At 66.1% G+C, this 23,551-nt stretch carries 23 protein-coding genes; 10 read left to right on the forward strand and 13 right to left on the reverse strand.

Going from position 1 to position 23,551, the window contains the following annotated elements:
• Positions 1 to 5: 5 nt before the first annotated feature.
• The 6 genes from J4O73_RS07145 to J4O73_RS07170 all read right to left on the reverse strand — a co-directional run bounded on the left by J4O73_RS07145 (position 6) and on the right by J4O73_RS07170 (position 4,561).
• The gene (locus J4O73_RS07145) at positions 6 to 731 is read right to left on the reverse strand and encodes an urease accessory protein UreF (protein ID WP_426215914.1); all 726 of its coding nucleotides are present in this window, start codon (positions 729 to 731) and stop codon (positions 6 to 8) included.
• Positions 682 to 1,206, reverse strand: coding sequence for an urease accessory protein UreE (locus J4O73_RS07150; RefSeq protein ID WP_426215916.1), 525 nt, complete (start codon positions 1,204 to 1,206; stop codon positions 682 to 684). The genes J4O73_RS07145 and J4O73_RS07150 overlap by 50 nt, the downstream gene beginning before the upstream one ends.
• A gap of 6 nt (positions 1,207 to 1,212) precedes the next feature.
• The gene (gene ureC / locus J4O73_RS07155) at positions 1,213 to 2,889 is read right to left on the reverse strand and encodes an urease subunit alpha (protein ID WP_426216009.1); all 1,677 of its coding nucleotides are present in this window, start codon (positions 2,887 to 2,889) and stop codon (positions 1,213 to 1,215) included.
• A gap of 82 nt (positions 2,890 to 2,971) precedes the next feature.
• Entirely contained in the window at positions 2,972 to 3,592 is a 621-nt protein-coding gene (locus J4O73_RS07160) for an urease subunit gamma (RefSeq protein ID WP_426215918.1), read from the reverse strand.
• Positions 3,593 to 3,764: 172 nt separating this feature from the next.
• Complete coding sequence (locus J4O73_RS07165) at positions 3,765 to 3,953, reverse strand: hypothetical protein (protein ID WP_426215920.1); 189 nt, start codon at positions 3,951 to 3,953, stop codon at positions 3,765 to 3,767.
• Between the two features lie 131 nt (positions 3,954 to 4,084).
• On the reverse strand, positions 4,085 to 4,561 hold the full coding sequence (locus tag J4O73_RS07170) for a MucR family transcriptional regulator (RefSeq protein WP_426215922.1): 477 nt from the start codon (positions 4,559 to 4,561) through the stop codon (positions 4,085 to 4,087).
• Positions 4,562 to 4,814: 253 nt separating this feature from the next.
• Here J4O73_RS07170 and J4O73_RS07175 point away from each other — a divergent pair, with 253 nt between their 5' ends.
• Complete coding sequence (locus J4O73_RS07175) at positions 4,815 to 5,972, forward strand: CaiB/BaiF CoA transferase family protein (RefSeq protein ID WP_426215924.1); 1,158 nt, start codon at positions 4,815 to 4,817, stop codon at positions 5,970 to 5,972.
• 21 nt (positions 5,973 to 5,993) lie between these two features.
• On the forward strand, positions 5,994 to 6,743 hold the full coding sequence (locus J4O73_RS07180; RefSeq protein WP_426215926.1) for an SDR family oxidoreductase: 750 nt from the start codon (positions 5,994 to 5,996) through the stop codon (positions 6,741 to 6,743).
• A 130-nt stretch (positions 6,744 to 6,873) separates the two neighbouring features.
• Here the strand turns inward: J4O73_RS07180 and ruvX are convergent, their stop codons facing one another.
• Complete coding sequence (gene ruvX, locus J4O73_RS07185) at positions 6,874 to 7,371, reverse strand: Holliday junction resolvase RuvX (protein WP_426215928.1); 498 nt, start codon at positions 7,369 to 7,371, stop codon at positions 6,874 to 6,876.
• 144 nt (positions 7,372 to 7,515) lie between these two features.
• On the opposite strand from ruvX, the gene J4O73_RS07190 reads away from it, so the two are divergent.
• From J4O73_RS07190 to J4O73_RS07220, 7 genes are all read left to right on the forward strand, one after another.
• Positions 7,516 to 7,701 (forward strand): hypothetical protein, encoded by a 186-nt coding sequence (locus J4O73_RS07190; protein ID WP_426215930.1) that lies wholly within the window; start codon positions 7,516 to 7,518, stop codon positions 7,699 to 7,701.
• Positions 7,702 to 7,786: 85 nt separating this feature from the next.
• Entirely contained in the window at positions 7,787 to 8,074 is a 288-nt protein-coding gene (gatC, locus tag J4O73_RS07195) for an Asp-tRNA(Asn)/Glu-tRNA(Gln) amidotransferase subunit GatC (RefSeq protein ID WP_378975092.1), read from the forward strand.
• 61 nt (positions 8,075 to 8,135) lie between these two features.
• Positions 8,136 to 9,617 carry an Asp-tRNA(Asn)/Glu-tRNA(Gln) amidotransferase subunit GatA gene (gatA, locus tag J4O73_RS07200; RefSeq protein ID WP_426215932.1) on the forward strand — a complete coding sequence of 494 codons (1,482 nt, stop codon included), beginning with the start codon at positions 8,136 to 8,138 and terminating at the stop codon, positions 9,615 to 9,617.
• Positions 9,614 to 9,913, forward strand: a complete 300-nt coding sequence (locus tag J4O73_RS07205) for a hypothetical protein (protein ID WP_426215934.1) — start codon at positions 9,614 to 9,616, stop codon at positions 9,911 to 9,913. The genes gatA and J4O73_RS07205 overlap by 4 nt, the downstream gene beginning before the upstream one ends.
• 184 nt (positions 9,914 to 10,097) lie before the next feature.
• Positions 10,098 to 11,570, forward strand: coding sequence for an Asp-tRNA(Asn)/Glu-tRNA(Gln) amidotransferase subunit GatB (gene gatB, locus J4O73_RS07210; RefSeq protein WP_426215935.1), 1,473 nt, complete (start codon positions 10,098 to 10,100; stop codon positions 11,568 to 11,570).
• A gap of 259 nt (positions 11,571 to 11,829) precedes the next feature.
• Positions 11,830 to 12,120 (forward strand): hypothetical protein, encoded by a 291-nt coding sequence (locus J4O73_RS07215; RefSeq protein WP_426215937.1) that lies wholly within the window; start codon positions 11,830 to 11,832, stop codon positions 12,118 to 12,120.
• 288 nt (positions 12,121 to 12,408) lie between these two features.
• On the forward strand, positions 12,409 to 12,843 hold the full coding sequence (locus J4O73_RS07220) for a helix-turn-helix domain-containing protein (RefSeq protein WP_426215939.1): 435 nt from the start codon (positions 12,409 to 12,411) through the stop codon (positions 12,841 to 12,843).
• Positions 12,844 to 12,851: 8 nt separating this feature from the next.
• Here J4O73_RS07220 and rsmD read toward each other — a convergent pair whose 3' ends face one another.
• The 4 genes from rsmD to J4O73_RS07240 form a co-directional block, all read right to left on the reverse strand.
• Entirely contained in the window at positions 12,852 to 13,409 is a 558-nt protein-coding gene (rsmD, locus tag J4O73_RS07225; RefSeq protein WP_426215940.1) for a 16S rRNA (guanine(966)-N(2))-methyltransferase RsmD, read from the reverse strand.
• Between the two features lie 9 nt (positions 13,410 to 13,418).
• Positions 13,419 to 15,419 carry a pseudouridine synthase gene (locus tag J4O73_RS07230; RefSeq protein ID WP_426215941.1) on the reverse strand — a complete coding sequence of 667 codons (2,001 nt, stop codon included), beginning with the start codon at positions 15,417 to 15,419 and terminating at the stop codon, positions 13,419 to 13,421.
• A 101-nt stretch (positions 15,420 to 15,520) separates the two neighbouring features.
• On the reverse strand, positions 15,521 to 15,697 hold the full coding sequence (locus tag J4O73_RS07235) for a DUF1328 domain-containing protein (protein ID WP_238249729.1): 177 nt from the start codon (positions 15,695 to 15,697) through the stop codon (positions 15,521 to 15,523).
• Positions 15,698 to 15,816: 119 nt separating this feature from the next.
• Entirely contained in the window at positions 15,817 to 16,008 is a 192-nt protein-coding gene (locus J4O73_RS07240; protein WP_426215944.1) for a CsbD family protein, read from the reverse strand.
• A 122-nt stretch (positions 16,009 to 16,130) separates the two neighbouring features.
• Here J4O73_RS07240 and J4O73_RS07245 point away from each other — a divergent pair, with 122 nt between their 5' ends.
• Positions 16,131 to 16,583 (forward strand): nucleoside deaminase, encoded by a 453-nt coding sequence (locus J4O73_RS07245; RefSeq protein ID WP_426215945.1) that lies wholly within the window; start codon positions 16,131 to 16,133, stop codon positions 16,581 to 16,583.
• Between the two features lie 11 nt (positions 16,584 to 16,594).
• On the opposite strand, the gene J4O73_RS07250 is transcribed toward J4O73_RS07245, so the two are convergent.
• Positions 16,595 to 18,376, reverse strand: coding sequence for an outer membrane beta-barrel protein (locus tag J4O73_RS07250; RefSeq protein WP_426215947.1), 1,782 nt, complete (start codon positions 18,374 to 18,376; stop codon positions 16,595 to 16,597).
• Positions 18,377 to 18,632: 256 nt separating this feature from the next.
• On the reverse strand, positions 18,633 to 23,477 hold the full coding sequence (locus J4O73_RS07255; RefSeq protein WP_426215949.1) for an NAD-glutamate dehydrogenase: 4,845 nt from the start codon (positions 23,475 to 23,477) through the stop codon (positions 18,633 to 18,635).
• Positions 23,478 to 23,551: the final 74 nt, after the last annotated feature.

Genomic DNA, 23,551 nt, shown 5'->3' on the forward strand with positions numbered 1-23,551 from the left:
AAGCCTCATGACCGGAAGATGCGGGAATACTGCGTCTCGTGCCGGAACGACCCGAGATCGAGGCGAAGGCAGGCCGAGCCGAGATCGTCGAGGCTCGCGGTCTCCGCCGCTCTCGCCAGCGGCACGAGCCGCGCCGAGAGGGCGGCGACGACACGAGTACCCGCTGCCTGCCCCACCGGGGCCGACCTGAGCGCGGCCGAAACGAGGTTCTGCACGAAGGCGAGGGCATAGGCCCCGAGCAAAGGCGACAATTGCATGGCATGGGCACCGGCGGCGGCACCGACCGCCACGGGATAGGCCACCGCCTCGCATAGCGACGGCGCGAGCGCCGCGAGCGCGGGGCAGGGCCACGCCCCGAGGGTCGCATCGAGGAAGCTGCGTCCCTGCTGACTGGTCTCGAGATGCAATTCGCGCGAGGGCGCCAGGGCCAGGGCGAGATCGTTGAGCGCAGTCAGGTCCGTCGCGCTTGCCGCCGACGCCGCGTCATGGGCGCGGGCGACCAGGATCAGGTCGTTACGGAGCGAGCCTCGTTCGCAGACATCGCCGAGCCATGCGGTCAGGCTTTCCTCGCCGCTGACGTCGCCCGCCTCCACGGCGGCTTCGAGCCCGTGCGAATAGGCATAGGCTCCCACGGGGTAGCCTGGCGACAACCACGCGAAGAGCCGAAGCGCCTCGACGGCCTCAGTCATGGGAATGGGCATGACCGTGCGCATGCCCACTTCCGTGGCCATGATTGTGTCCGCCAGAATAGGCGCCACCCTCGGGGCGGAACGGACGCTCTACCTCCTCGGCCGTACCGCCGAGGCCCCGCACCATCTCCGCGAGGACGTGATCGTAACCGATCCACACCGCATCGGGACCGATCTCGGCCGGGATGTGCCGGTTGCCCATGTGCCAAATCAGGCGACGCAGGGCATGCTCGTTGGGCGCCTGGATCTCGAGCAGTCGCTCCGGCGCCGCCTCCACCCAAACGAGGCGCCCATCTTCCAGCACAAGGGCGTCTCCGTCATCAAGCATGGCGGGCTCGGCCAGATCGAGCAGGAACGCCGTTCCACCGAGTCCACGCATGGTGGTGCGGCGGCGATGCCGGTCGCCATGGTCGAGCACCACGCGATCGATGATCTCGCCACCCGACAACGCGCCCGCCCGCAGGATCCGGGTCGCACGCAGAAATCCCCTCGGGGAACCACCGGTTGAAAGCGTCACGCGACCTCAGAACAGAAAATACCGCTGCGCCATGGGCAGCACTTCGGCGGGCTCGCAGACCAGCAATTCGCCGTCCGCACGCACGTCGTAGGTCTCGGGATCGACCTCGATCACCGGGGTGGCATCGTTGAGCACCATGCTCTTTTTCGAGATGCCGCCGCGGACGTTCTCGACGGCAACCATCTCCTTCTGCACGCCGAGCCGCTCGCGAAGACCGTCCTCCAGGGCCGCCTTCGAAACGAAAGTGAGGGCGGTGGAATAGGGCACGCGGCCATAGGCCCCGAACATCGGCCGGTAGTGCACCGGCTGCGGCGTCGGAATCGAGGCGTTCGGATCACCCATCGGCGCGGCGGCGATGGCGCCACCCTTAAGCACGAGGTCCGGCTTCACGCCGAAGAAGGCGGGCGTCCAGAGCACGAGGTCGGCGAGTTTCCCCGGCTCGATGGAGCCGATATGCCGGGAGACGCCATGGGCGATGGCCGGATTGATGGTGTACTTCGCGACATAGCGGCGGGCGCGCAGATTGTCCGTTCCGGACGTGTCGCCAGCCAACGCACCGCGCTGACGCTTCATCTTGTCGGCCGTCTGCCACGTGCGGATGATGACTTCGCCGACCCGGCCCATAGCCTGCGAATCCGACGACATCATCGAGAGCGCGCCGATATCGTGCAGAATGTCTTCGGCGGCGATCGTCTCCTTGCGGATGCGGCTTTCGGCGAAGGCGAGATCTTCGGGGATCGACGGGTCGAGGTGGTGGCACACCATCAGCATGTCGAGATGCTCATCGATGGTATTGCGGGTGTAGGGGCGTGTCGGGTTCGTGGACGACGGGAGAACGTTGGCCAGCCCCGCGACCTTGATGATGTCCGGCGCATGGCCGCCGCCCGCGCCCTCTGTATGGAAGGCATGGATGGTGCGGCCCTTGAAGGCCGCGATCGTGTCCTCGACGAATCCCGACTCGTTGAGCGTATCGGTATGGATCATCACTTGGATGTCGTGGAGATCCGCGACGCTCAAGCAGGTGTCGATGGCCTTGGGGGTGGTGCCCCAATCCTCGTGAAGTTTCAGGGCGCAAGCGCCGCCGCGCACCATCTCCACCAAGCTATCCGGTTGGGAGGCGTTTCCCTTGCCCGCGAAGGCGAGGTTCATCGGGAACGCGTCCGCCGCCTCGATCATTCGGGCGATGTGCCAGGGTCCTGGCGTGCAGGTGGTCGCGAAGGTGCCGTGCGCGGGGCCCGTGCCGCCGCCGAGCATCGTGGTGACGCCCGAGCACAGGGCCTCCTCGATCTGCTGCGGGCAAATGAAGTGGATGTGGCTGTCGAACCCGCCCGCCGTAAGGATCTTGCCTTCGCCCGCGATCACCTCAGTCCCGGGTCCGACGACGATGTCGACACCGGGCTGCACATCCGGGTTGCCGGCCTTGCCGAGCTTGAAGATCCGCCCGCGCACGATGCCGACATCGCATTTCACGATGCCCCAATGGTCGAGGACGACAGCATTGGTGATGACTGTATCGACCGCGCCCGCCGCATTCGGCGCCTGCGATTGACCCATACCGTCGCGGATGACCTTGCCGCCGCCGAACTTCACTTCCTCCCCATAGGTGGTGAAATCGCGCTCGACGGTGATCTCGATGGAGGTGTCGGCGAGCCGGATGCGGTCACCGGTCGTCGGGCCGAACATGTCGGCATAGGCCGAGCGCGGGAGGCTCGCGGGCTTGAGGGTGTTGCTCACGGTCTCGGCCTCCGCTTTTCGCACGCACCCATCACAGCTTGCCCATCACGTCGCCTCGGAAGCCGTGGACGATCCGGTCGCCCGAAAGCGGCACCAGCGCCACCTGTCGCGTCGAGCCGGGTTCGAAACGCACGGCGGTGCCGGGGGCAATGTCGAGGCGCTTGCCCCGCGCCTCCGCACGGTCGAAGACGAGACCCGGGTTGGCCTCGAAGAAGTGATAGTGGGAGCCGACCTGAATCGGCCGGTCGCCGACATTGGCGACCTCTATGACGGTGCGTTCCGCACCCTCGTTGAACACGATCTCACCGGGCAGCGCCGTCACCGTGCCGGGCACGTCCTGCGAGGGGGCGCCCCGAATCGGGTGATGGACCGTGACCAGCTTGGTGCCATCCGGGAAAGTCGCCTCTACCTGGATGTCGTGGATCATCTCCGGAATGCCGGGCATGACCTGATCGGCAGTCAGGACATTGCCGCCCGCTGCCATCAATTCGGCCACCGTGCGCCCATCGCGTGCGCCCTCGACCACGAAATCGGTGATGAGGGCCACAGCCTCGGGATGGTTCAGCTTCACGCCACGGGCGAGGCGATTGCGTGCCACCTGGGCCGCCATCGCGATCAGCAGCTTGTCCTTCTCGCGGGGAGTGAGCAGCACCGTCGCCTCGTTTCGTCGCCAGTCAAAGCTGGCGGAGCAAGGATCATGCTCGGCACTGCGTCAAGGCCGCCACAGGGCGCTCGCGCCGCTATCCCACCCTCTCGTTTCGTAAGTCGCGCGGATGAGCAGCGAGTGCCCGCCCCGCAAGAGGGGGCGGGCACGATGTTACGTCTCAGTCTTCGGTGCTGGCCTGCTCGCCGATGGCGAGCAGCATGGCTCGGAGGCGAGCCGTCCGTTCATCGCGCGACCGACGCTCGGCGCGCAGCGCCAAATGCAGCGCTTGATCCGCGAGCTTCCGTTGCTGAGGAGACGAGTCATTCGAAGCCGACTCGCGCGTCATCGCAAAGACGACAGCGTCCATGTCGCACCTCCCTAAGTCTATTCCGCCATTCGGTAGTGATCCGCAGGAACGCGGTCCAGCCCGAATAATAGGCATAGATGACAGTGAAGGGACGAAATCGAATCGATGTCTCGTGACGCCGCCGCCAGGCTTCACGCAGCGCTGCGCTTGGCCTGCCGCGCAGCCAGGGCACCCGGACGGCCGAGCCCGATCTCCTTGGCGAGAGCGGAGCGGCGGGCTGCGTAGCTCGGGGCCACCATCGGATAGTCGCTCGGCAGGCCGAAGCGCTCGCGGTAGCTCTCCGGATCGAGACCGTGGCTCGACAGGTGACGCTTGAGGGTCTTGTAGACCTTGCCGTCGATGAAGCTCACCAAGCCGTCGCGTCCGATGGACTTGCGGATCTCGGCATTGGACGGCCGGTGAACCTTCTCGGATTCCTTCGCGCCGCTTTCGGCCATGTCCGTCTCGGTCAGCCGCTTCAACGCAGCGTGGACGCTGCTGATCAGACCCGGAAGCTCGGATTGCGGAAGAGGATTGTTCGCTACGTAGGCGGAGATCACATCACTCGCGTAAAGAGCGAGTTGCTGCACTACTTCATCACCTGCAGGTTGCGTAGCGTCCACGGACATGTTGTCGATCCCCTTTAATTGATTCCTGGGGAAGGTTTGCCATCAAGCTCGAGCTGTTTTCAAGATGCATGTGTAGTTTTTGTTGCCTATCACCATTACGCGACCGAAAAACTAAACCCGTGGTTTGGGACAATCTATCGACCTCACTCTGTGCACGAATCCCAGCGGCATCTCCGCCGAAACATCCAAGCCCTTCCGGTTGGACAGGGGCCCGGCACCGCGCCATGTCAGAGGCGTTTCGAGGGAGGAAGCGATGCGACCGGACAGGCCGGGCCGAACCGGCGCCTTGCCGTTGAAAGGGCTAACCGTCCTCGCGCTGGAGCAGGCCGTCGCGGCCCCTTACTGCACGTCGCGTCTTGCCGATGCCGGGGCCCGGGTCATCAAGATCGAGCGGCCGGAGGGTGATTTCGCGCGGGGCTATGACGCCTCGGTGAACGGCCTCGCGAGCTATTTCGTCTGGCTCAACCGAGGCAAGGAGAGCCTCGTCGCCGACATCAAGGATCCGGCCGATGCCGCCCTGATGCACCGGATCCTCGAACGCGCGGATGTCTTCGTGCAGAACCTCGCGCCGGGGGCTGCGGCCAGGGCCGGGTTCGGGTCGGCAGCGTTGCGCGCGCGCCATCCGAGACTGATCACGGTGGACATCACCGGCTACGGGATGGGCCATTCCTATTCGAATATGAAGGCTTACGACCTGCTGGTTCAGGCCGAGAGCGGGCTCGCCGGGATCACCGGCCACCCCGCAGGGCCGGGACGGGTCGGCGTTTCGGTCTGCGATGTGGCTTGCGGGATGGACGCCCATGCCGCCGTGCTGGAGGCGCTGATCGCTCGCGGCATCACGGGGGAGGGCGCATCCCTCGAGGTCAGCTTGTTCAGCGGCGCGGCCGACTGGATGAACGTACCGCTGCTGTATTTCGAGGGCACCGGCCGCGTTCCGCAGCGGCTCGGCCTCGCGCACCCGTCGATCAGCCCCTACGGCGCCTATGCGACGGCCGATGGCAGCCTCGTCCTGATCTCGATTCAGAACGAGCGTGAATGGGCAGCCTTCTGCGTAGGCGTGCTCGGAGAGCCGGATCTGGCCCGCGCCGATGGCTACGAGTCGAACAATGCCCGTGTCGCCAACCGGGACGCCGTGGATGCGCGGATTAGCGAAGTCCTGGGCCGCCTTACGCGTGACGAGGCTGCCGCCCGCCTGAAGGGTACCGGCACGGCCTATGGCTTCGTCAACACGCTCGCCGACCTCGCCACCCACCCGGCGCTGACCCGCGTCGAGGTAGAGACGCCCGGCGGAACGGCGCGGATCGTGGCTCCGCCCGTTCTCATCGATGGTGAGGTGCGAGCCCTAGGTCCGGTCCCGGCCGTGGGCGAACACAGCGAGCGGATCCGCGCCGAGTTCCGGGCAAACTCCTAACGACGAATTCGGGAGGACAGCATGCGGCTTCAGAACAAGATTGCCATCGTGACAGGCGCGGGGGGTGGTTTCGGCGCCGGCATCGCGGAACGCTTTGTGGCCGAAGGCGCGCGGGTCGTTCTGGTCGATATCCGCCGTGATGCGGTCGAAGCGCTCGCGAACTCCCTTGGGGACCGGGCCATCGCGTTCGCCGCCGATGTCGGCTCGGCGGCCGATGTGGCGGACGTCATCGAGGAAACGAGCAAACGTTTCGGTGCGCCGCACATCCTCATGAACAATGCGGGCACCACCCATCGCAATAAGCCGCTGATGGAAGTGACAGAGGAGGATTTCGATCGCGTTTTCCGCGTGAACGTGAAGTCGATTTTCCACTTCGTACGCTCGGCGGCGCCCGTGATGCGTGACAATGGTGGCGGCGTGATCCTGAATGTCAGCTCGACGGCGGCGATACGGCCGCGGCCCGGCCTGACGTGGTACAATGCCTCCAAAGGTGCTGCGAGCCTCGCCACTCGCTCGCTCGCCCTCGAACTCGCGCCATGGAAGATTCGCGTGAACGCGCTGTGCCCGGTCATGGGCGCGACCGGTCTGCTCGAAGACTTCATGGGCATGGAGGACACGCCGGAGAACCGCACGAAGTTCATCGCGACGATTCCCCTCGGGCGCCTCTCGACAGCCCAGGACATCGCGAACGCGGCTCTCTATCTCGCTTCCGACGAAGCCGAATTCATCACCGGCATCGATCTGCCCGTGGATGGCGGCCGCACCGCCTGACTGGATCCGTATCCGACCGAGTCGAGATGCCCCCGTCGATGGATTCCCGGCCGTCCTTGCGAGCGCAGCGAAGCAAGGGCGAAGGCAGGTGACCCGACTCGGTCGAAGACGGCTTTAAGCGCCCGGCGGCTCACTCGTCCTCGGGCGAGTCGCCATCCTCGTAGGCGACGCGGCGCATCACATCGAGGCAGCCCTGCAGGATGTAGGCGGCGGCGAGCTTGTCCACGAGTTCGCCCCGGCGCTGGCGTGAGGCATCGGCCTCGATCAGCGCGCGGGTGACGACCGCCGTCGAAAGCCGCTCATCGAAGAACAGCACCGGCAGAGGCAGGATCGGCGCAAGGTTGCGTGCGAAGGCGCGGGTCGACTGCACCCGCGGTCCCTCTGTGCCGTCCATGTTGAGCGGCAGGCCGAGCACAAGTCCGCCGACCCGGTGCTCATCGCATACGGCCTTGAGGCGCATCGCGTCGGGCGTGAACTTCACACGACGGATCGTCTCCAGCGGGCTGGCGATCTGACGGCCGAGATCCGACAGGGCAAGGCCGATCGTCTTGGTGCCGAGGTCGAGGCCGATCAGGCGGGTACCCCCGCGCGAAGCCGCCGCGAAGTCGCGGATCGTCTGCTTGTCCATGGCGCACGGCCTACGCGACCCGGCGCCCCGGCGCCACCATCCCGTCCACAGTCTTAACCATATCCGTGCTCGCGCCGGATGTACGCGGAGCGTGCGCCGTTTAAGTTGGTTAAGGAAGTGTTAACCGACCGCGCGGAGACGGCAGTGCCGGGTGCCAATAAGATCGCTGACGACAAGACGCGCCGGGCGCGTCGCCGCCGCCATGGCTGGATGCTGGTTCTGGCCTTCGAGGTTCTGGTGTTCGGCGCCGCGCAATCGGTGCTGAAGCCGATCAGGCCGCCGGGCATCGCGGTGGAGCAGACGGTGAAGCCAAACCACGTCGTGACGTGAGCCCCCGCGTTGCGGGGCTTGGAAACGCAATGCTATAGCCCGGCCGCCGAGGGAACGAGTCCCCGGCCGGGATGAACGGGACGGCATGTCGGTCGACGAGAAGACTGTGCGGCGCATCGCACATCTGGCGCGGATCGCGGTCACCGACGAGGAAGTCGGGCCGCTGGGCGCTGAATTGAACAACATCCTCGCCTTCGTGGAGCAACTCGGCACGGTCGATGTCTCCGGCGTGGAGCCTATGACCTCGGTGCTGCCCATGGCGATGAAGAAGCGCGAGGATGGCGTGACCGAAGGCGGTCGCGCCGTCGACGTGGTCGCTAACGCGCCCGAGACGGAGGATCATTACTTCCTCGTTCCCAAGGTGGTCGAGTAACCCTCCGGCCGGACGTTATCCGTTTGCACGCGCCCTTGCGGCGCGCAGGGACTTGAGACGCGTGAGCAGCCCCAACGAACTCACCCTCGCCGAGGCGCGGGACGCCCTGAAGGCGAAGACCCTTTCGGCCCGCGAACTGACCCAGGCGCATCTCGACGCCATGGCGAAGGCGCGTTCGCTCAACACCTACCTCCTCGAGACGCCGGACCGGGCGCTCGCCATGGCCGACTTGTCGGATGCCAAGATTGCCGCGGGCGAGGCTCGCCCGCTGGAAGGCATCCCGCTCGGCATCAAGGACCTGTTCTGCACCCACGGCGTGGAGACGACGGCGGGCTCCAAGATCCTCAAAGGGTTCGAGCCGCATTACGAATCCGCCGTGTCGGCCAATCTCTGGCGCGACGGCGCGGTGATGCTGGGCAAGCTGAACCTCGATGAATTCGCCATGGGCTCGTCCAACGAGACCAGCGCCTTCGGCAACGTGATCTCGCCCTGGCGCCGCAAGGACTCTGACGCGCAGATCGTCCCCGGCGGCTCCTCCGGCGGCTCGGCGGCGGCGGTGGCCGCGCGTCTCTGCCTCGGCGCCACGGCGACCGATACCGGCGGGTCGATCCGCCAGCCCGCAGCCTTCACCGGCACGGTCGGCATCAAGCCGACCTATGGCCGCTGCTCGCGATGGGGCACGGTGGCCTTCGCGTCCTCTCTCGATCAGGCCGGGCCCATCGCTCGCACGGTGAAGGATTGTGCGATCCTGCTTGCCTCCATGAGCGGCGCGGATGCGCGGGACACGACCTGCGCCGACCTCGCGGTGCCGGATTTCGAGGCTTCCGTGGGCCGCGGCGTGAAGGGCCTGACCATCGGTATCCCGAAGGAGTACCGGGTCGATGGCATGCCGGCCGAGATCCAGCGCTTGTGGGACGAGGGCGCGGCGTGGCTGAAGGCGGCTGGCGCGACGATCAAGGAGATCTCACTGCCGCACACCTCCTACGCGCTGCCGGCCTATTACATCGTTGCCCCTGCCGAGGCGTCCTCGAACCTCGCCCGCTATGATGGTGTTCGCTACGGCCTGCGCGTGCCGGGCAAGGACATCGCCTCGATGTACGAGAACACCCGCGCCGCCGGTTTCGGCCGCGAGGTGAAGCGCCGGATCATGATCGGCACCTACGTGCTTTCGGCGGGCTATTACGACGCCTATTACGTTCGCGCCCAAAAGATCCGTACCCTAATCAAGCGCGACTTCGAGGCCGCCTATGCGGACGGCGTGGATGCCATCCTCACCCCGGCGACGCCCTCGGCCGCCTTTGGCATCGGCGAGAAGGCCAATGCCGATCCGGTCGAGATGTACCTCAACGACGTGTTCACCGTGACGGTGAACATGGCGGGACTGCCGGGCATCGCGGTGCCCGCCGGGCTCGACTCGCAGGGCCTGCCGCTCGGCCTCCAGCTGATCGGCCGCCCCTTCGATGAGGAAACCCTGTTTGCAGCCGCCCAGGTGATCGAGGATTCGGCAGGACGGACGCAGCTTCCCGCCGCGTGGTGGGCATGACCGTCCCTTATTATCCCTGGACGGTCTGGATCTGGGCCGCATTCGATCCTGCCCTGATCGTAGTGGCTCTCTATCTCGGCTGGAAGGCCGATCAGTTCGGCAAGTGCTTCATCGCGGCGATCGTCGCCTTCGCGGTTGCCGTGCTGTTCTCGTGGATGGTGTCGGCGGCGGGTATTCCGTGGCCCGCGCCGATCACCCATGACGGACCGACCTTCTTCAGCGTCCGCGCCGTGGCGGCCCTGCTCTACGCCATGATCGGCTACGGCGCCCGCCAGGTCGCAGGCCGCCGCGCTTGATTCTTGGCGCGGCGCGCACCTAGAAAAGATCCGCTCGGTGGACTCTCACGCACCGCCGTCCTTGCGAGCGGAGCGACGCAATCCAGGGATACGCACCGTTCGAAGAGGTCCTGCTGCCCTGGATCGCTTCGCTCCGCTCGCGATGACGGTGCGGGTTTGAACGCAAGCCACATTCGGACCGACCATGAACGCACCCGTTGACCCCAAGAAGCTGATCAAGGGCGGCCTGCACGACTGGGAAGTTGTGATCGGCATGGAGATCCATGCCCAGGTGACCAGTAAAGCGAAACTGTTCTCCGGCGCCTCGACCGCCTTCGGCGGCGAGCCGAACGATCACGTCTCGCTGGTCGATGCGGCGATGCCGGGCATGCTGCCGGTGATCAATCAGGAATGTGTTGCGCAGGCGGTGCGCACCGGCCTGGGCCTCAAGGCCAAGATCAACCTGCGTTCGGTGTTCGATCGGAAGAACTATTTCTACCCGGATTTGCCGCAGGGCTATCAGATCTCGCAGTACAAGGACCCCATCGTCGGTGAGGGCGAGGTGTTGGTGGACATGCCCGACGGTACGTCCTTCACCGTCGGCATCGAGCGGCTGCATCTGGAACAGGATGCGGGGAAGTCGCTACACGATCAGGACCCGACACGCAGCTTCGTGGATCTGAACCGCTCCGGCGTGGCTCTGATGGAGATCGTGTCCAGGCCGGATCTGCGTTCGGCCGACGAAGCCAAGGCTTACGTCACCAAGCTGCGGACCATCCTGCGCTACCTTGGGACCTGCGACGGCGACATGGACAAGGGCAACCTCCGCGCCGACGTGAACGTGTCGGTGCGCCGCCCCGGTGATCCGCTCGGCACGCGTTGCGAGATCAAGAACGTCAACTCGATCCGTTTCATCGGGCAGGCGGTCGAGACCGAAGCGCGCCGTCAGATCGCGATCCTCGAGGATGGCGGTAAGATCGACCAAGAGACGCGCCTGTTCGATCCCGGCAAGGGCGAGACGCGCTCGATGCGTTCGAAGGAAGAGGCGCACGATTACCGCTACTTCCCGGACCCGGATCTGCTGCCGCTGGAATTCGACCAAACCTTCGTGGACCGCCTGGCAGAGGGCCTGCCGGAACTGCCGGATGCCAAGAAGGCTCGCTTCGTCAAGGAATTCGGGCTCTCGGCCTACGATGCCGGCGTGTTGGTGGCCGAGCGCGCCTCGGCCGACTACTACGAGGCGGTCGCCAAGGGCCGGGACGGCAAGGCCGCCGCGAACTGGGTGATCAACGAGCTGTTCGGCCGCCTCAACAAGGAGGGGCTTGGCATCGAACAGACTCCGGTCTCGGCCGCCCAACTCGGCGTCATCGTGGACCTGATCGGAGAGGGCGTCATCTCCGGCAAAATCGCGAAGGACCTGTTCGAGATCGTGTGGACCGAGGGTGGCGATCCGCGCGCCATTGTGGACGCCCGAGGCATGAAGCAGGTCACGGATACGGGCGCCATTGAGGCCGCCGTGGACGAGATCATCGCCAAGAACCCCGACAAGGTCGCGCAGGCCAAGGAAAAGCCGACGCTGCTCGGCTGGTTCGTCGGCCAGACCATGAAGGCGACCGGCGGCAAGGCGAACCCCGCCGCCGTCAACGCTCTGCTCAAAAGCAAGCTTGGGATCGACTAGACGCCCGATACCCGCCTCTTTCGACCTCGTCGTCAGCGCATGGCCCTCCCCGCAAGGGGAGGGCCTTTTTCGTGTCGCTGCTTAGATACTGAAGAGATACGCGCGGCGTTCAGGAATAATCCCAATATAAAAACTAATATTTCAGGGATTAAAATGATTTCATAAAGATGTGCGAATGGGCACATTTGCTCAAATACTATGCTGCTAAGGATGATTCTGCCGGCAAACGAAGCAAGTTTTGCACAGATGGAGACCATCCATGTTCAAGATCGCTCTGATTGTTGCCGGAATAGCGTCGCTGATCGTGACCATGCCGCCCCGAGCCGATGCGCGATCCGATACATTGATGGATTTGCTAGCCGGCCGCGATACCCCAGCATGTCCGCGCTACCAGCAGACACCGCGCGATCCATGTAATATCGTTGTGAAGAGGCCCGGCGGAAATCCAACGCAGGATATGACGGGCTCGATTGGGCATATGAAATCGTACCAGGGTAATGGCGGCCCACGCTGCAAGACGATCTGCCGGTTTACCGGTACTCAGTACTGATCGGCGGATCGTATCGGTGGGCGAACTTGCTCGGTTTTCGAGCATGTTCGTCCGACTGCCCACACTACCCAGAGCTTGCCACGCATTTTTGATAGAGGGTTTTCGCTGACGAACACTGAAGATGCAGAAAAAATACCTGCACAGCATTCATTGTAGCCTGTTCGAGCAAAATTTTGACTATCGCAGGCATCATTTCCGGCGCGGCGGCATAGCTTATCCAGCGGTCTCGGTTTAAATCGCATCTCGACCAGGGGTTGAGCACTCCGGATCCCTGGCGGAGCGGTATCAATGCGAAAAACGAAGCCCAAGCAGTCAACACAGGTCGACCAAGGAATCGGAAGCCGTATCGCCCTCCTTCGAACAGCCAACGGTTTGAGCCAGTCGCAACTGGCCGAAGCTCTTGGGATCAGCTTCCAGCAGGTTCAAAAGTACGAGGCGGGTAAGAACCGCATCGGCGCGGGCCGTCTTCAGGCCATCGCGGATCGCCTCAACGTGCCTGTCTCGACATTCTTCGAAGAAACGCCCCAGCCCACGCACGACGATGCGGTGGAGATGCTCCTCCAGAGCGACGGTGCGCTCGATGTGCTAAGAGCCTACGTGTCGATCACCGATGAAGAGGTGCGAAAGAGCATTCTCACCATGGTGAAGGCGATGGTCCGCGTCTCGAAGGCAACGAGCGGCGAAGAACCAGGCCCGGACACCGACAACGCGCCCGGACACTGACCGGAATTTCATGCCCCATAGCGGGCGATGACGATGGCGGTCTCCCCGTAAATCCGCCTTTCCTGCTCGGAAAATCCCGGGGGCAGGGACATCTCGGCAGAAGCGACTTCCTCGACCACGGCCAGGGCCCCCTCGGTCAGCCAGCCGCCCGCCGCCGCGCTCGCGAGTGCCAGCGGAGCGAGGTCTCGTCCGTAGGGTGGATCACAAAACAGCAGTGAGAAGCGGCCAGCCGCCCCGGCCTCACCGAGCTTGGTGGCATCGCGGCGGAACAGCCTCGTGATACCCTCGGCACCCAAGGCCTCGATGTTGGCGCGAATGACGCTCCGCGCCTCCGCCCCCTCATCGACCAAGAGCGCATAGGAGGCGCCGCGCGAAAGGGCTTCGAAGCCGAGTGCTCCCGTGCCGCTGAAGAGATCGAGCACCCGTGCCCCGTCCACGGCATCGTCGTAGCCGTGGGTCAGGACGTTGAAGAGGGATTCCCGCAGCCGGTCGGAAGTCGGACGGATCGCATCCGTTCGGGGCGTCGCCAAGCGCCGCCCACGCCACTCACCGCCGACAATACGCACGGGCCGCCCTCAGCGATTGCCGCGCGGCGGACGGCTCCCGCCGCCCTTCGGCCCGCCGGGCTTACCGCCCCCCGGGCGCGAACCACCTGGCTTGAAACCGCCCGACTTGAAACCGCCGCTGGGCTTGCCGCCGCGACCAGCCGGGGCGCCCGGCTTGCCCCCGGCGGGACGGCCACCGCCGCCGAACTTGCCGGCGGGCCGCTCACCGGCGGGTTTCCGATCGCCAAAAGGCTTTCGATCACCAGACGGCTTCCGGTCACCGAAGGACTTCTGCTCGCCGAACGGCTTGCGCTCCCCGGAGAACTTGCGTTCGCCGAAGGACTTGTTCGGCGCACCGCTCGAGCGACCGCGCGAGCCTTCACCCTCGGAGCGTCCGCGCTGGCCTCCGCCAAAGCCGCCCTCCTGGCGCTGGCCGCGACCCTCGCCCCCGCGATGCCCACCGAAATCACCGCGCTCGTTCGAGCGCCCACGCGGCGGGGCACCGCCCTCGCGGCGCGGACCGTTACCCCGGAAGCTCGTGGCCTCGCCATCGTCGCGGTTGCGCGAACGCGCGGCGGGGCGCTCCATCCGCTGCAAGCCACGATCCTCCTGGCGGCCCTCGGCGTTCGACGTCGGAGCCTTCGAATAGCGGCGGCGAGGCTGCTCCTCGGCCACCGGCTGAGGCGCAGCCGCCGTGGGCTTGAGGCGTTCGACCAACACACGTCGTTCGCCGGTCTTGATCGCGCCGACGCGCTCGCGGCCACGCTCGGCGGCGGCCCGCTCCTGATCGATCCGCGGATCGGCGCCGCGACGGGGCGGACGGCCGGGCTTGTAAGGGGCAGGCTCCTGGCTCTCTTCACGCCACACCGAGCGGCGGAGGTTCGACCCTGTACCACCGGTCGACACGCGTTGCGGGGCGGGCCGGGCGGGGGCGCGCCTGTCCTGCCGCTTGCCCTGATCGGAGTCGGTTCGGGCCGGTTTAGCCGGACCGCCGAACGGTGAGATCGGCTCGCGGACCGGGCTCTCGAAATCGACACCGGCCTGCTCGGACAGCGTCTTGCCAAGCTGATCCTTGAGGACGCGGGTCCGCACTTCTTCCACGAGCCCGACTTCAAGCTCGCCGAGCTGGAACGGTCCGAAGGACATGCGGATCAGGCGGTTCACCTGAAGTCCGAGATGCTCGAGGATCCGCTTGACCTCGCGATTCTTGCCCTCGCGGAGACCCAGCGTCAGCCAGAGGTTGTCGCCCTGAACTCGGTCGAGGGTCGCTTCCACGGGGCCGTATTCCATCCCGTCGATGGTCACGCCCTTCTTCAGGCGGTCGAGCTGCGCCTGATCGGTGTCGCCGTGAGCGCGCACGCGGTAGCGGCGCAGCCAGCCCGTGTCGGGGTGGGCGATGACCTTCGCGAGGCCACCATCGTTGGTGAGGAGAAGCAAACCCTCAGTGTTGATGTCGAGGCGGCCGACGGCGACCACGCGGGGCATGTCTTCGGGCAACACCTCGAACACGGTCTGGCGACCTTCCGGATCGCGAGCCGTGGTGACGAGGCCGCGCGGCTTGTGGAAGATCCACAGCCGGGTGCGCTCACGGGCCGGAAGCGGCTCGCCATCAATGAGGATCTGGTCGTCGTCGGTGACATTCAGCGCAGGCGAATCGATCACCTCGCCGTTCACACTCACGCGACCCGCGAGGATCATGGCTTCCGCGTCGCGCCGCGAGGAGACGCCGGCCCGCGCCATCGCTTTGGCGATCCGCTCGCCCGCGTAAACGGGTTCTGCTTCAGCCTCAGCCTCGCCTTCAATAGGCTCGGGCACCGTGCTCGGCTCGGGTGCCTCTGGACGGCGCTTCATGGGGGCATCGCCAGAGGAGGCGGGACGGCTCTTGGAACGGCTGGCCTTGGCAGGCGTGGGTTCGGCCAGATCCTTCGCGCTGCCCGCATCGGTGGCAGGCTGCCAAGTCAGCTCGTGCCCTTTCGAGGGCACACCGTCCCGGTCCGCACCGGGCTTATCGTCGTTTGGAATGTCGGTCATCGGCCGCCCATACCAGAGCCGATGATCTCAGGCGAGACCGCCCGGGGCATCCGGTGGGCGAGGATACGCATTCGCCCAACCGGATCAGTGCCTAACAGGGGCTACAAACGGGGCGAGCGGCCCCGCATCACGCCGAACACGGCCGAGATCAGGAACAAGGCAATGGCGACGAAGAACACGAGCTTGGCCGCCTCGACCGCCGTGCCTGCGATTCCGCCGAAGCCCAGTAGCGCCGCCACGAGAGCGACGACGAGAAAGGTGATGGCCCAACCGATCATGGGAAACTCCTACGCCGTGGGGCGAAGCGGCACCGGAGCGGCGCCGCTTTCACTTGAGACAACCCGCCCGGATGACTGGCGTTTCCAGCGGAACACCAGCCACCTCGGACGGTGATCGATCAAAGCTTGTCGGTGGCCGACTTCACGGTGTCCTTGGCGTCGCCGACGGTGCTCTGGGTCTTGCCCTTGAGCTCCTGAGCGGCACCATCAGCCTTCATCTTGTCGTTGTTCGTGGCGTCGCCGATACCCTGCTTGGCCTTGCCGACCAGCTCGTTCGCCGCGCCCTTGATCTTGTCGGTGGTGCTGCTCATGGCGTCACTCCAATCTGTCTTGTTACGGCAAAGCCGCGTCGAGCTAGCAACGGGCAAAGATCGAGGAATGTTCCGGTTGTTAACATCTCCTATGATCGACTTTTGCGTGAAGTATCGCGCCGATGGCTGAGGATCCCACGCCCTTCGACCTCGCTTTCGAGGCTGCTCGCCGGGCGGCCCAGGAGGGTGAGGTGCCGGTCGGTGCCGTCATCGTGAAGGAGGGCCGCGTCGTAGCGGTCGCGCACAATCGCCCACGGACACTGCGTGATCCGACAGCCCATGCCGAGATCCTGGCGATCCGCGCGGCGTGTCAGGCCCTGGATGACGAGCGGCTGACGGGCTGTGATCTCTACGTGACGCTGGAACCCTGCCCGATGTGCGCGGGGGCGATCTCCTTCGCCCGCATCCGCCGGGTCTATTACGGCGCACGCGATCCGAAGGGGGGCGGGGTCGAGCAGGGGCCGAGGGTGTTCAACCAGCCGACCTGCCACCATGCGCCGGATGTCTATGGCGGCTTCCGCGAAGCCGAGGCGGCGGATCTGTTGCGGGACTTCTTCGCGGCGCGGCGAGAGTGAGCGGCGGACGCCTACGGGTTCACGCGCATTCCGAGAAGGAATGTGTTGTCCCGGAAGCTCGCGAAGGACGAAGTGCTGTCCACCTGCTGGTAGATGTAGGTTCCGCGCAGGGTGAGCCACCGGTTCAGGCGGTAATCCATGCGCGCCGTCAGAGAGAAGCCGTTATCGCGGATCGGGCTGTTGCGGTACTCGTTGTGCAGGATCGAACCGCCCAGCACGAACGAGAGGTTGCGCAGCAGATCGTGCTGGACCTCAAGTGTCGCCACTTCGGTGAGCACACCGCTCGAACCAGGGATCGTCGTTTCGGTGACGCCGGTGGCGGCGTTGAAACGGACGGTGGTGAGGGGCGAGGCTGCCCACACCAGGGTGGCGTTGACGAGCGGCGCATCGATGTCGCGCAGCGTCGCATCCATGTAGCTGCGATGCTGGACACCGGCCGAGAGCTCTCCCGTCACGCGTCGGGCGAGCCCTAGCTGAGCCCCCACCAGCACGCCGACACCGGTGGAATCGCGCTGGACGCCGGACGAATCGAAACGCTGATCGTAGACGCGGGTGTCGCCGATCACGTCCACGAAAGGCTTGAGATCGGGGGAGATCTCGTAGGCCGTCCGCAGGCGCAGGGTGTATTGATTCAGGTTGCGATCGCTCTGACGGATCGTGCCGCCATTGGTGAGGCGCACGTCCTCGAACTCCGAGCGGTCCACGAGGCCACTCAGGGTCACGGACAGGCGGTTGAAATTCTGCGTCGCGCCGAGCGTTGCGCCGTAGAGGGCGACGAGCGGACGGCTCACGGCGGACGCCGCTTGCAGGTTCGGCGTCGTGGTCCGCTGAGTGTCCACGAGGAACCGGCCCTGCGCGTTGATTTGCAGGTCGCGGTTGGCATCGATGCGGAGGTTCACCACACCGTCCGCCGCCGGGCGGCTCGCCATCTCGTTCTGCGGTGTCTCGAAATAGGCGCCACGCAGAGAGCCGTCGAGCGAACTGGACGACCAATCGCTGCGGAAATCCACCGTCGCCTCGGTGCGAAGCGCCACGGAGCCCTTGGCGAGCTGCTTGGTGGTCTGATCCGGGTTCGAGTCGTAGCCGATGGTCTGCGCGAAGGTCGGCAGCACCGTGAACGTGCCGACCTTGATGCCGAGGGGCGCGTAGGCGGGATCGGTCGGGATCGGGCGGGACAGGTCGGTGCCGAGGATGAAACCGGGCGTCAACAGGCCGAGGGCAGGGTTGGTCGCCAGCAGCGGCAGGCGCGATCCGCTCGCCGTGTAGGGAAGAGGCACGCCGACGACGGCTTCCTGTACCACGGGCGTCAGCTGGGGGGATTGCGTGGTGGCTTGCACACTCTCCTGCGTGGTCCGCTTCACGGACGAGCCGTTGCGGCGCGCGGGTGCGGCGCGGAACCGAAGGGTCGGCGAGAGCCCGCGGTTGAATACGGCCGTCGAGGTTCCGCTGGTGCGCTGACCTGAGATGGTCAGGCGGTCGTCGAGGCGCGGAAGGCCGGTCACGAGGCTGGTCTGGCTCGCGTTGCTGGGCGAGCGCGTTCCGCCACCGGCCTCGCCGCCAAGTCCTCGTGCGGCGCCGGGACGCTGGTCGCTGGCGGGATCGTCGGAGAGACGCTTGCGCAATTGGGGCAGGCCGTTGGGGCCTGCTTCAAGCCCGGAGCCCGGATTGTCGGGTGCGCCCGTGACAGGGCTGATCGCGTCGAAGCGGGGGGTCTGCGCCTGTGCGACCTGAGGGAGTCCGGCAAGAACAAGAACGATGGCGGCACCGGCAGCCTGTCCGCAAACGGCGCGCATGGTTCCGGCATCGTCGTCGGTCGCCTTGCCCCGCACTTGCCGCCCCCGTTCCGCATTACGCAACTTGAGATAGGCAGTAGGACAAGCCTGCAGCGTTGAAAGCTGCCTTTCATCAAGGTTAATTGGGGGTAGCAGGTTACGGTTAATGGCTGGTCAACGGCTTGGACGCCGATAGACCAGGTCTAGACGAAAAGTTCAGCGGGCAGAGGCGCGTGCGATGCTTGCGGGACGCTTTTTCAGTCACGCGCCGTCATCGTCATTCCACCCGGACGAGATCGCCAAGCAGGCTGGCGGCAACCGTCGCCTTCGAAACTGTGAGGTCCGAGGAAGCGATTCCCTCCACTGCGTCACGGATCCGGGCCAAGGGTGCCCCACGCGCCTTCACCCAGGCCGCGACAGCCTCCGGCCCCGCGCCGATATCGGCGACCACCTCGGCGGTGAGCTTACGATGGGCGGAGGCGATGGCCGCGACGGCGCGCTCCAGGGCGATGCGGTCGAACGTGTCGGAGACCGGCGCCGTCCGCGCCGCGTTGGCGAGAGCGTCCAGCCCGAATTCCCGCTCAAGCACGAAATGCGTGGCGGCGATGTCTTCCACCGGACGCCCGCTCCCCTCCGCGACGCGCACGATATCGGGCGCAGAGACCAGGGCCGAGAGGCTGGCGAGACGCCGGGCACGGGCCGGGGCCATGCCGCGACCGGTCAGTTCGGTCTCCCGTGCCTCCACCTCGGCCCGAGCCGTCTCGCTCAGCACTTGCTTCAGGGCTGCTTCGACCGCCGCGACGCCGTCGCGGTAGCGGGCGACGATCGGCGCAAGACTTCCGGACAGATCGACATTGCGGATGAACCACACGATGCGGTTAGCCAGAAGCTCCTGAACTTCGGCATAGAGATCGAGTTGAGCCTGCCCGCCGATCCGGCCGCTCAGCCCGTCGATGGCGAGGTTCAGTTCCATCAGACCAAAGGCATCGCGGGTGGCCGCATAGGCCTTGGCGATGGTCGCGGCATCGGCACCGGTCCCGTCCACGAGGCGCGTCACCAGCGAGGGGCCGCCGCGGTTGACGATGATGTTGGCGAGTGCCGTCGCGATGATCTCGCGGCGCAGGCGATGGCCCTTGATCGAATCGGGGAAGCGCTCGCGCAGTTCCTTCGGGAAGTACCGCTGCAATTCGCGATCGAAATACGGATCGTTCGGCACGGCGCTCGAGAGGATCGCGTCGTGGAGCGACAGCTTCGCGTAGGCGAGGAGCACCGCGTATTCCGGGCGAGTCAGTCCCTCGCCGCGTCGCATCCGCTCGGACAGCGTCGCGTCGTCGGGCAGGTATTCGACCGCACGGTCGAGGCGCCCCTCGGCTTCCAAAGCCTGCATGGTCCGCATGGCAAAGCCGGTTTCCCCGATCCCGCCCCTTTGGGCCAGCGATAGGCTCAGTGTCTGCAATTCGTTATTGCGCAGAACGAGATGCCCGACCTCCTCCGTCATGGCGGCGAGAAGTGAGTTGCGCGCGTCGTAGGCGAGGCGCCCGTCGCGTTCCGGGCCCATCAGCGCGATCTTGATGTTCACCTCCACGTCAGAGGTGTTCACGCCCGCCGAATTGTCGATGGCGTCGGTGTTTAACCGTACGCCCGCCCGAGCCGCCTCGATGCGCCCTCGTTGCGTGAGGCCGAGATTCGCGCCCTCGCCGATCACCTTCGCGCGGAGGTCCGAACCGGTGATGCGGACGGCATCGTTGGCCCGGTCGCCAGCGTCGTCATCGGTCTCGGTGGTGGCGCGGACATACGTGCCGATGCCGCCGAACCACAGCAGGTCTGCGGGCGCCTTCAGGATCGCCTGCATCACCTCGGCGGGCGTCGCCTCTGCCTGATCGAAGCCGAGGGCGGCACGGGCCTCAGGCGAGAGCGTGATGGTCTTCAGGCTGCGCGAGAACACCCCGCCGCCGGTCGAGATGAGCGAGCGATCGTAATCGGCCCAGGACGAGCGGCCGAGGGAGAAGAGGCGCTCCCTCTCTAGGAAGCTCCGGGCGGCATCCGGGTTCGGATCGAGGAAGATGTCGCGATGGTCGAAGGCCGCGACGAGGCGGATGCTGCGCGAGAGCAGCATGCCGTTGCCGAACACGTCGCCCGACATGTCGCCTACACCGACGACGGTGAAGGGATCAGACTGGGTGTCGATGTCCATCTCGCGGAAGTGGCGCTTCACCGCCTCCCAGGCGCCGCGAGCGGTGATGCCCATGCCCTTGTGATCATAGCCCTGGCTTCCGCCGGAGGCGAAGGCATCGCCGAGCCAATGGCCCTTCTCGATGGAGATGGCGTTGGCGATGTCGGAGAAGGTGGCTGTGCCCTTGTCGGCCGCGACGACGAGATAAGCGTCGTCGGGATCCTGCCGGACGGTGTTGGGCGGCGGCACGATCTCGCCATCGACGATGTTGTCGGTGAGTTCGAGCAGCGTGCGGATGAAGATGCGGTAGCTCTCGGTGCCCTCGGCCATCCAAGCCGCTCGGTCGGAGGCCGGCGGCAGACGCTTCGGGAAGAAGCCGCCCTTGGCGCCGACGGGCACGATGACGGCGTTCTTCACCTGCTGCGCCTTCACGAGACCCAGGATCTCGGTGCGAAAATCCTCCGGCCTGTCCGACCAGCGCAGGCCACCGCGCGCCACGTAGCCGAAGCGCAGATGCACGCCCTCCACGCGGGGCGAATAGACGAAGATCTCGAAAAGAGGCCGGGGCAGGGGCATGCCCGACACCTTGGCGCAGGCGAATTTGAAGCTGATCGTGCCGCGCGGAGCGCCCGCCTCGTCCTGCTGGAAGAAGTTGGTGCGAATCGCGGCCTCAATCAGGTTCACGAAGCGGCGCAGGATGCGGTCGTCATCGAGGCTCGTGACCTCGGCCAGAGCCGCCTCGATCCTGGCGCGGCCCTCGGCCTGTGCCTCGTCGCGATCCTCCGTCACGGCAGGGTCGAACCGGGCCTTGAACAGGGCCACCAGTTCGCGGGCGATTCCGCCATGCCGGGCCAGGGTGCTGGCGATGTAATCCTGGCCGTAACGGATGCGCAGTTGGCGAAGGTAGCGGCCGAGCGCCCTGAGAAGTGCCGCCTCTCGCCAGGGCAAACCGGCCTCGACGATAAGACGGTTGTAGCCGTCCGATTCCGCCCGGTCGTCGGCGATGGCGAGCATCGCCGCCTCCAGCGGTACTTCCAGCGCCGCGACGTCGATCGCAGCCCCCGTGGCGCGCTCGATCAGCATGTCGTGGAGCCAGACCCGCTCGGTCTCACCCGTGCCCGGCACCTGGACGCGGTAGGTCCGTTCATTGATCACCCGGAAGCCGAGGTTTTCCAGGCCCGGCACCCGGTCCGACAGGGCGATGGCCGTGCCGCGAGAGAAGACCTTCAGGCGGATCTGCGCCGGCGGATCGGTGTCGCGTCGTCCGATTGAGACGGCGCGGGGATTGTCCTCTCCGAGGGCTTCGAGGATCGCGATATCGGCGACCGCCGTCTCCGGTAGGAAGTTCTCGCGGTAGGCGGCCGAAAATGCTTCGGCGTAGCGAGCGGCCAAGTTGCGCGCCCGGGCTCCGGATACGCCGTCGGACAGCGCCGCGCGAAGTCCGTCTGCCCAGGTGCGGACGATCCCCGCAATCCCGGCTTCGAGCACCGCCGGGTCTCGTTCCTGCAACGCCTCGTCGGACAGGCCGATGATGTAGTGGGTGCGGGCGAGCGGCCCTTCCGGGAAATCCGGCTGCGCGACGGAGAGCCGCCCGCCATAGCTGTCAGCGAGATAGGCGCCGATCCGCGCCCGGATGCGAGAATCGTAGCGGTCCTTCGGCACGTAGACGAGCAGCGAGACGAAGCGCCCGAACCGATCCGGCCGTGACAGCACCCGGATGCGCGGCCTATCCGCAAGATCGACGATGCCCAGCGCGAAGCGGGTCAGCCGGTCGATGTCGATCTGGAACAGGTCGTCTCGGGGGTAGGTCTCCAGAACGGCGAGAAGGGAGCGGCCGGCATGGCTCGTCGGGTCGAGCCCCGCACGGGCCACGACCGCTTCCACCTTGCGGCGGATCACCGGCACCTCGCGGGCGGGGCTCGCATAAGCGGCGGCGGTGAACAGGCCGACGATGCGGATTTCGCCGGAGAGGCGGCCCTCCGGCGAAAACAGCTTCACCCCGACATAATCCAGATGGTCCGAGCGGCGGACGCGGGACCGGGCGCTGGCCTTGGTGATGATGAGCGCCTGCGGCTCTTCGAGGAACGCCAGGATCTCCGGCGTATAATCCACGAGGCTGCCGCCCCGGCGAAGCACCGCCGTTCCGGGATCTCGCAATACGCCGAGGCTGGAGCCGGGTACGAGTGGGTGCTGCTCACCCTTGATGCCGTGCTCCTGCATGCCGAGCAGAGTGAAATGACCGTCGCCCAGCCAATTCAGGAAGGCGCGGGCTTCGGCTGTCTCGGCCTCAGGGAGCGGGGAGGGCGTGCGTCCGACGCTTTCGGCCAGGGCGGCGAGCCGGGCGCGCATCGCGTCGTGGTCGGCGGCGGCATAGGCGACGTCGCGGTGAACCTCGACGAGGTTCGCTTCCAAGAACTTGCGCGCCTCGCCTTCCAGCCGATCGAGATGAATGTGCAACAGGCTTTCGCGGGCCAGTGCGCCCTGTGCGTCGGCGGTGGTCTCTCCGACGACGCGCACCAGTGCGCCGCCGCCATCGCGCTCGACGCCGAGGATCGGATGGGCAACGAGGTACGGGGTCAGCCCTTGGGCGGTCAGAGCCGCGAGGGTCGAATCGAGCAGGAAGGGACGGTTGTCGTTGACGATGTCGATGACCGTCAGGTCGCGCATCCGGCCCTCGCGCTTCAGCGACAGGTCGGACATTCGCAGCCGCGCTGCATCTCCGGGACTGCGGGGCGTCGCGAGGAAGTCTCGTGCGCGGCCGGCGATCTCCGCCAAGGCCTCAGGCGAGTAGGGTGTCAAATCCTCCGGCGGGACACGGCCGAATAGGTCGCGTACGAAACCGCCGGGACCGCCCTGGCCCATCACAAGGTTCGCCGCCGCATCGATCAACCCGCTGCGGGCGCTGCGCTCCTCGCGCGAGGAGAGGGCGGTCGCGGTCTCGAGGGTCATGCGCATCTCCCGTACCGGGTGGCTGGCCGCGAAGCGTTAGCAGAGCCCTTGCGTGAGTCGATGACGGTGGCCGG

Source organism: Methylobacterium sp. NFXW15, assembly GCF_049887755.1.
GTDB lineage: Bacteria > Pseudomonadota > Alphaproteobacteria > Rhizobiales > Beijerinckiaceae > Methylobacterium.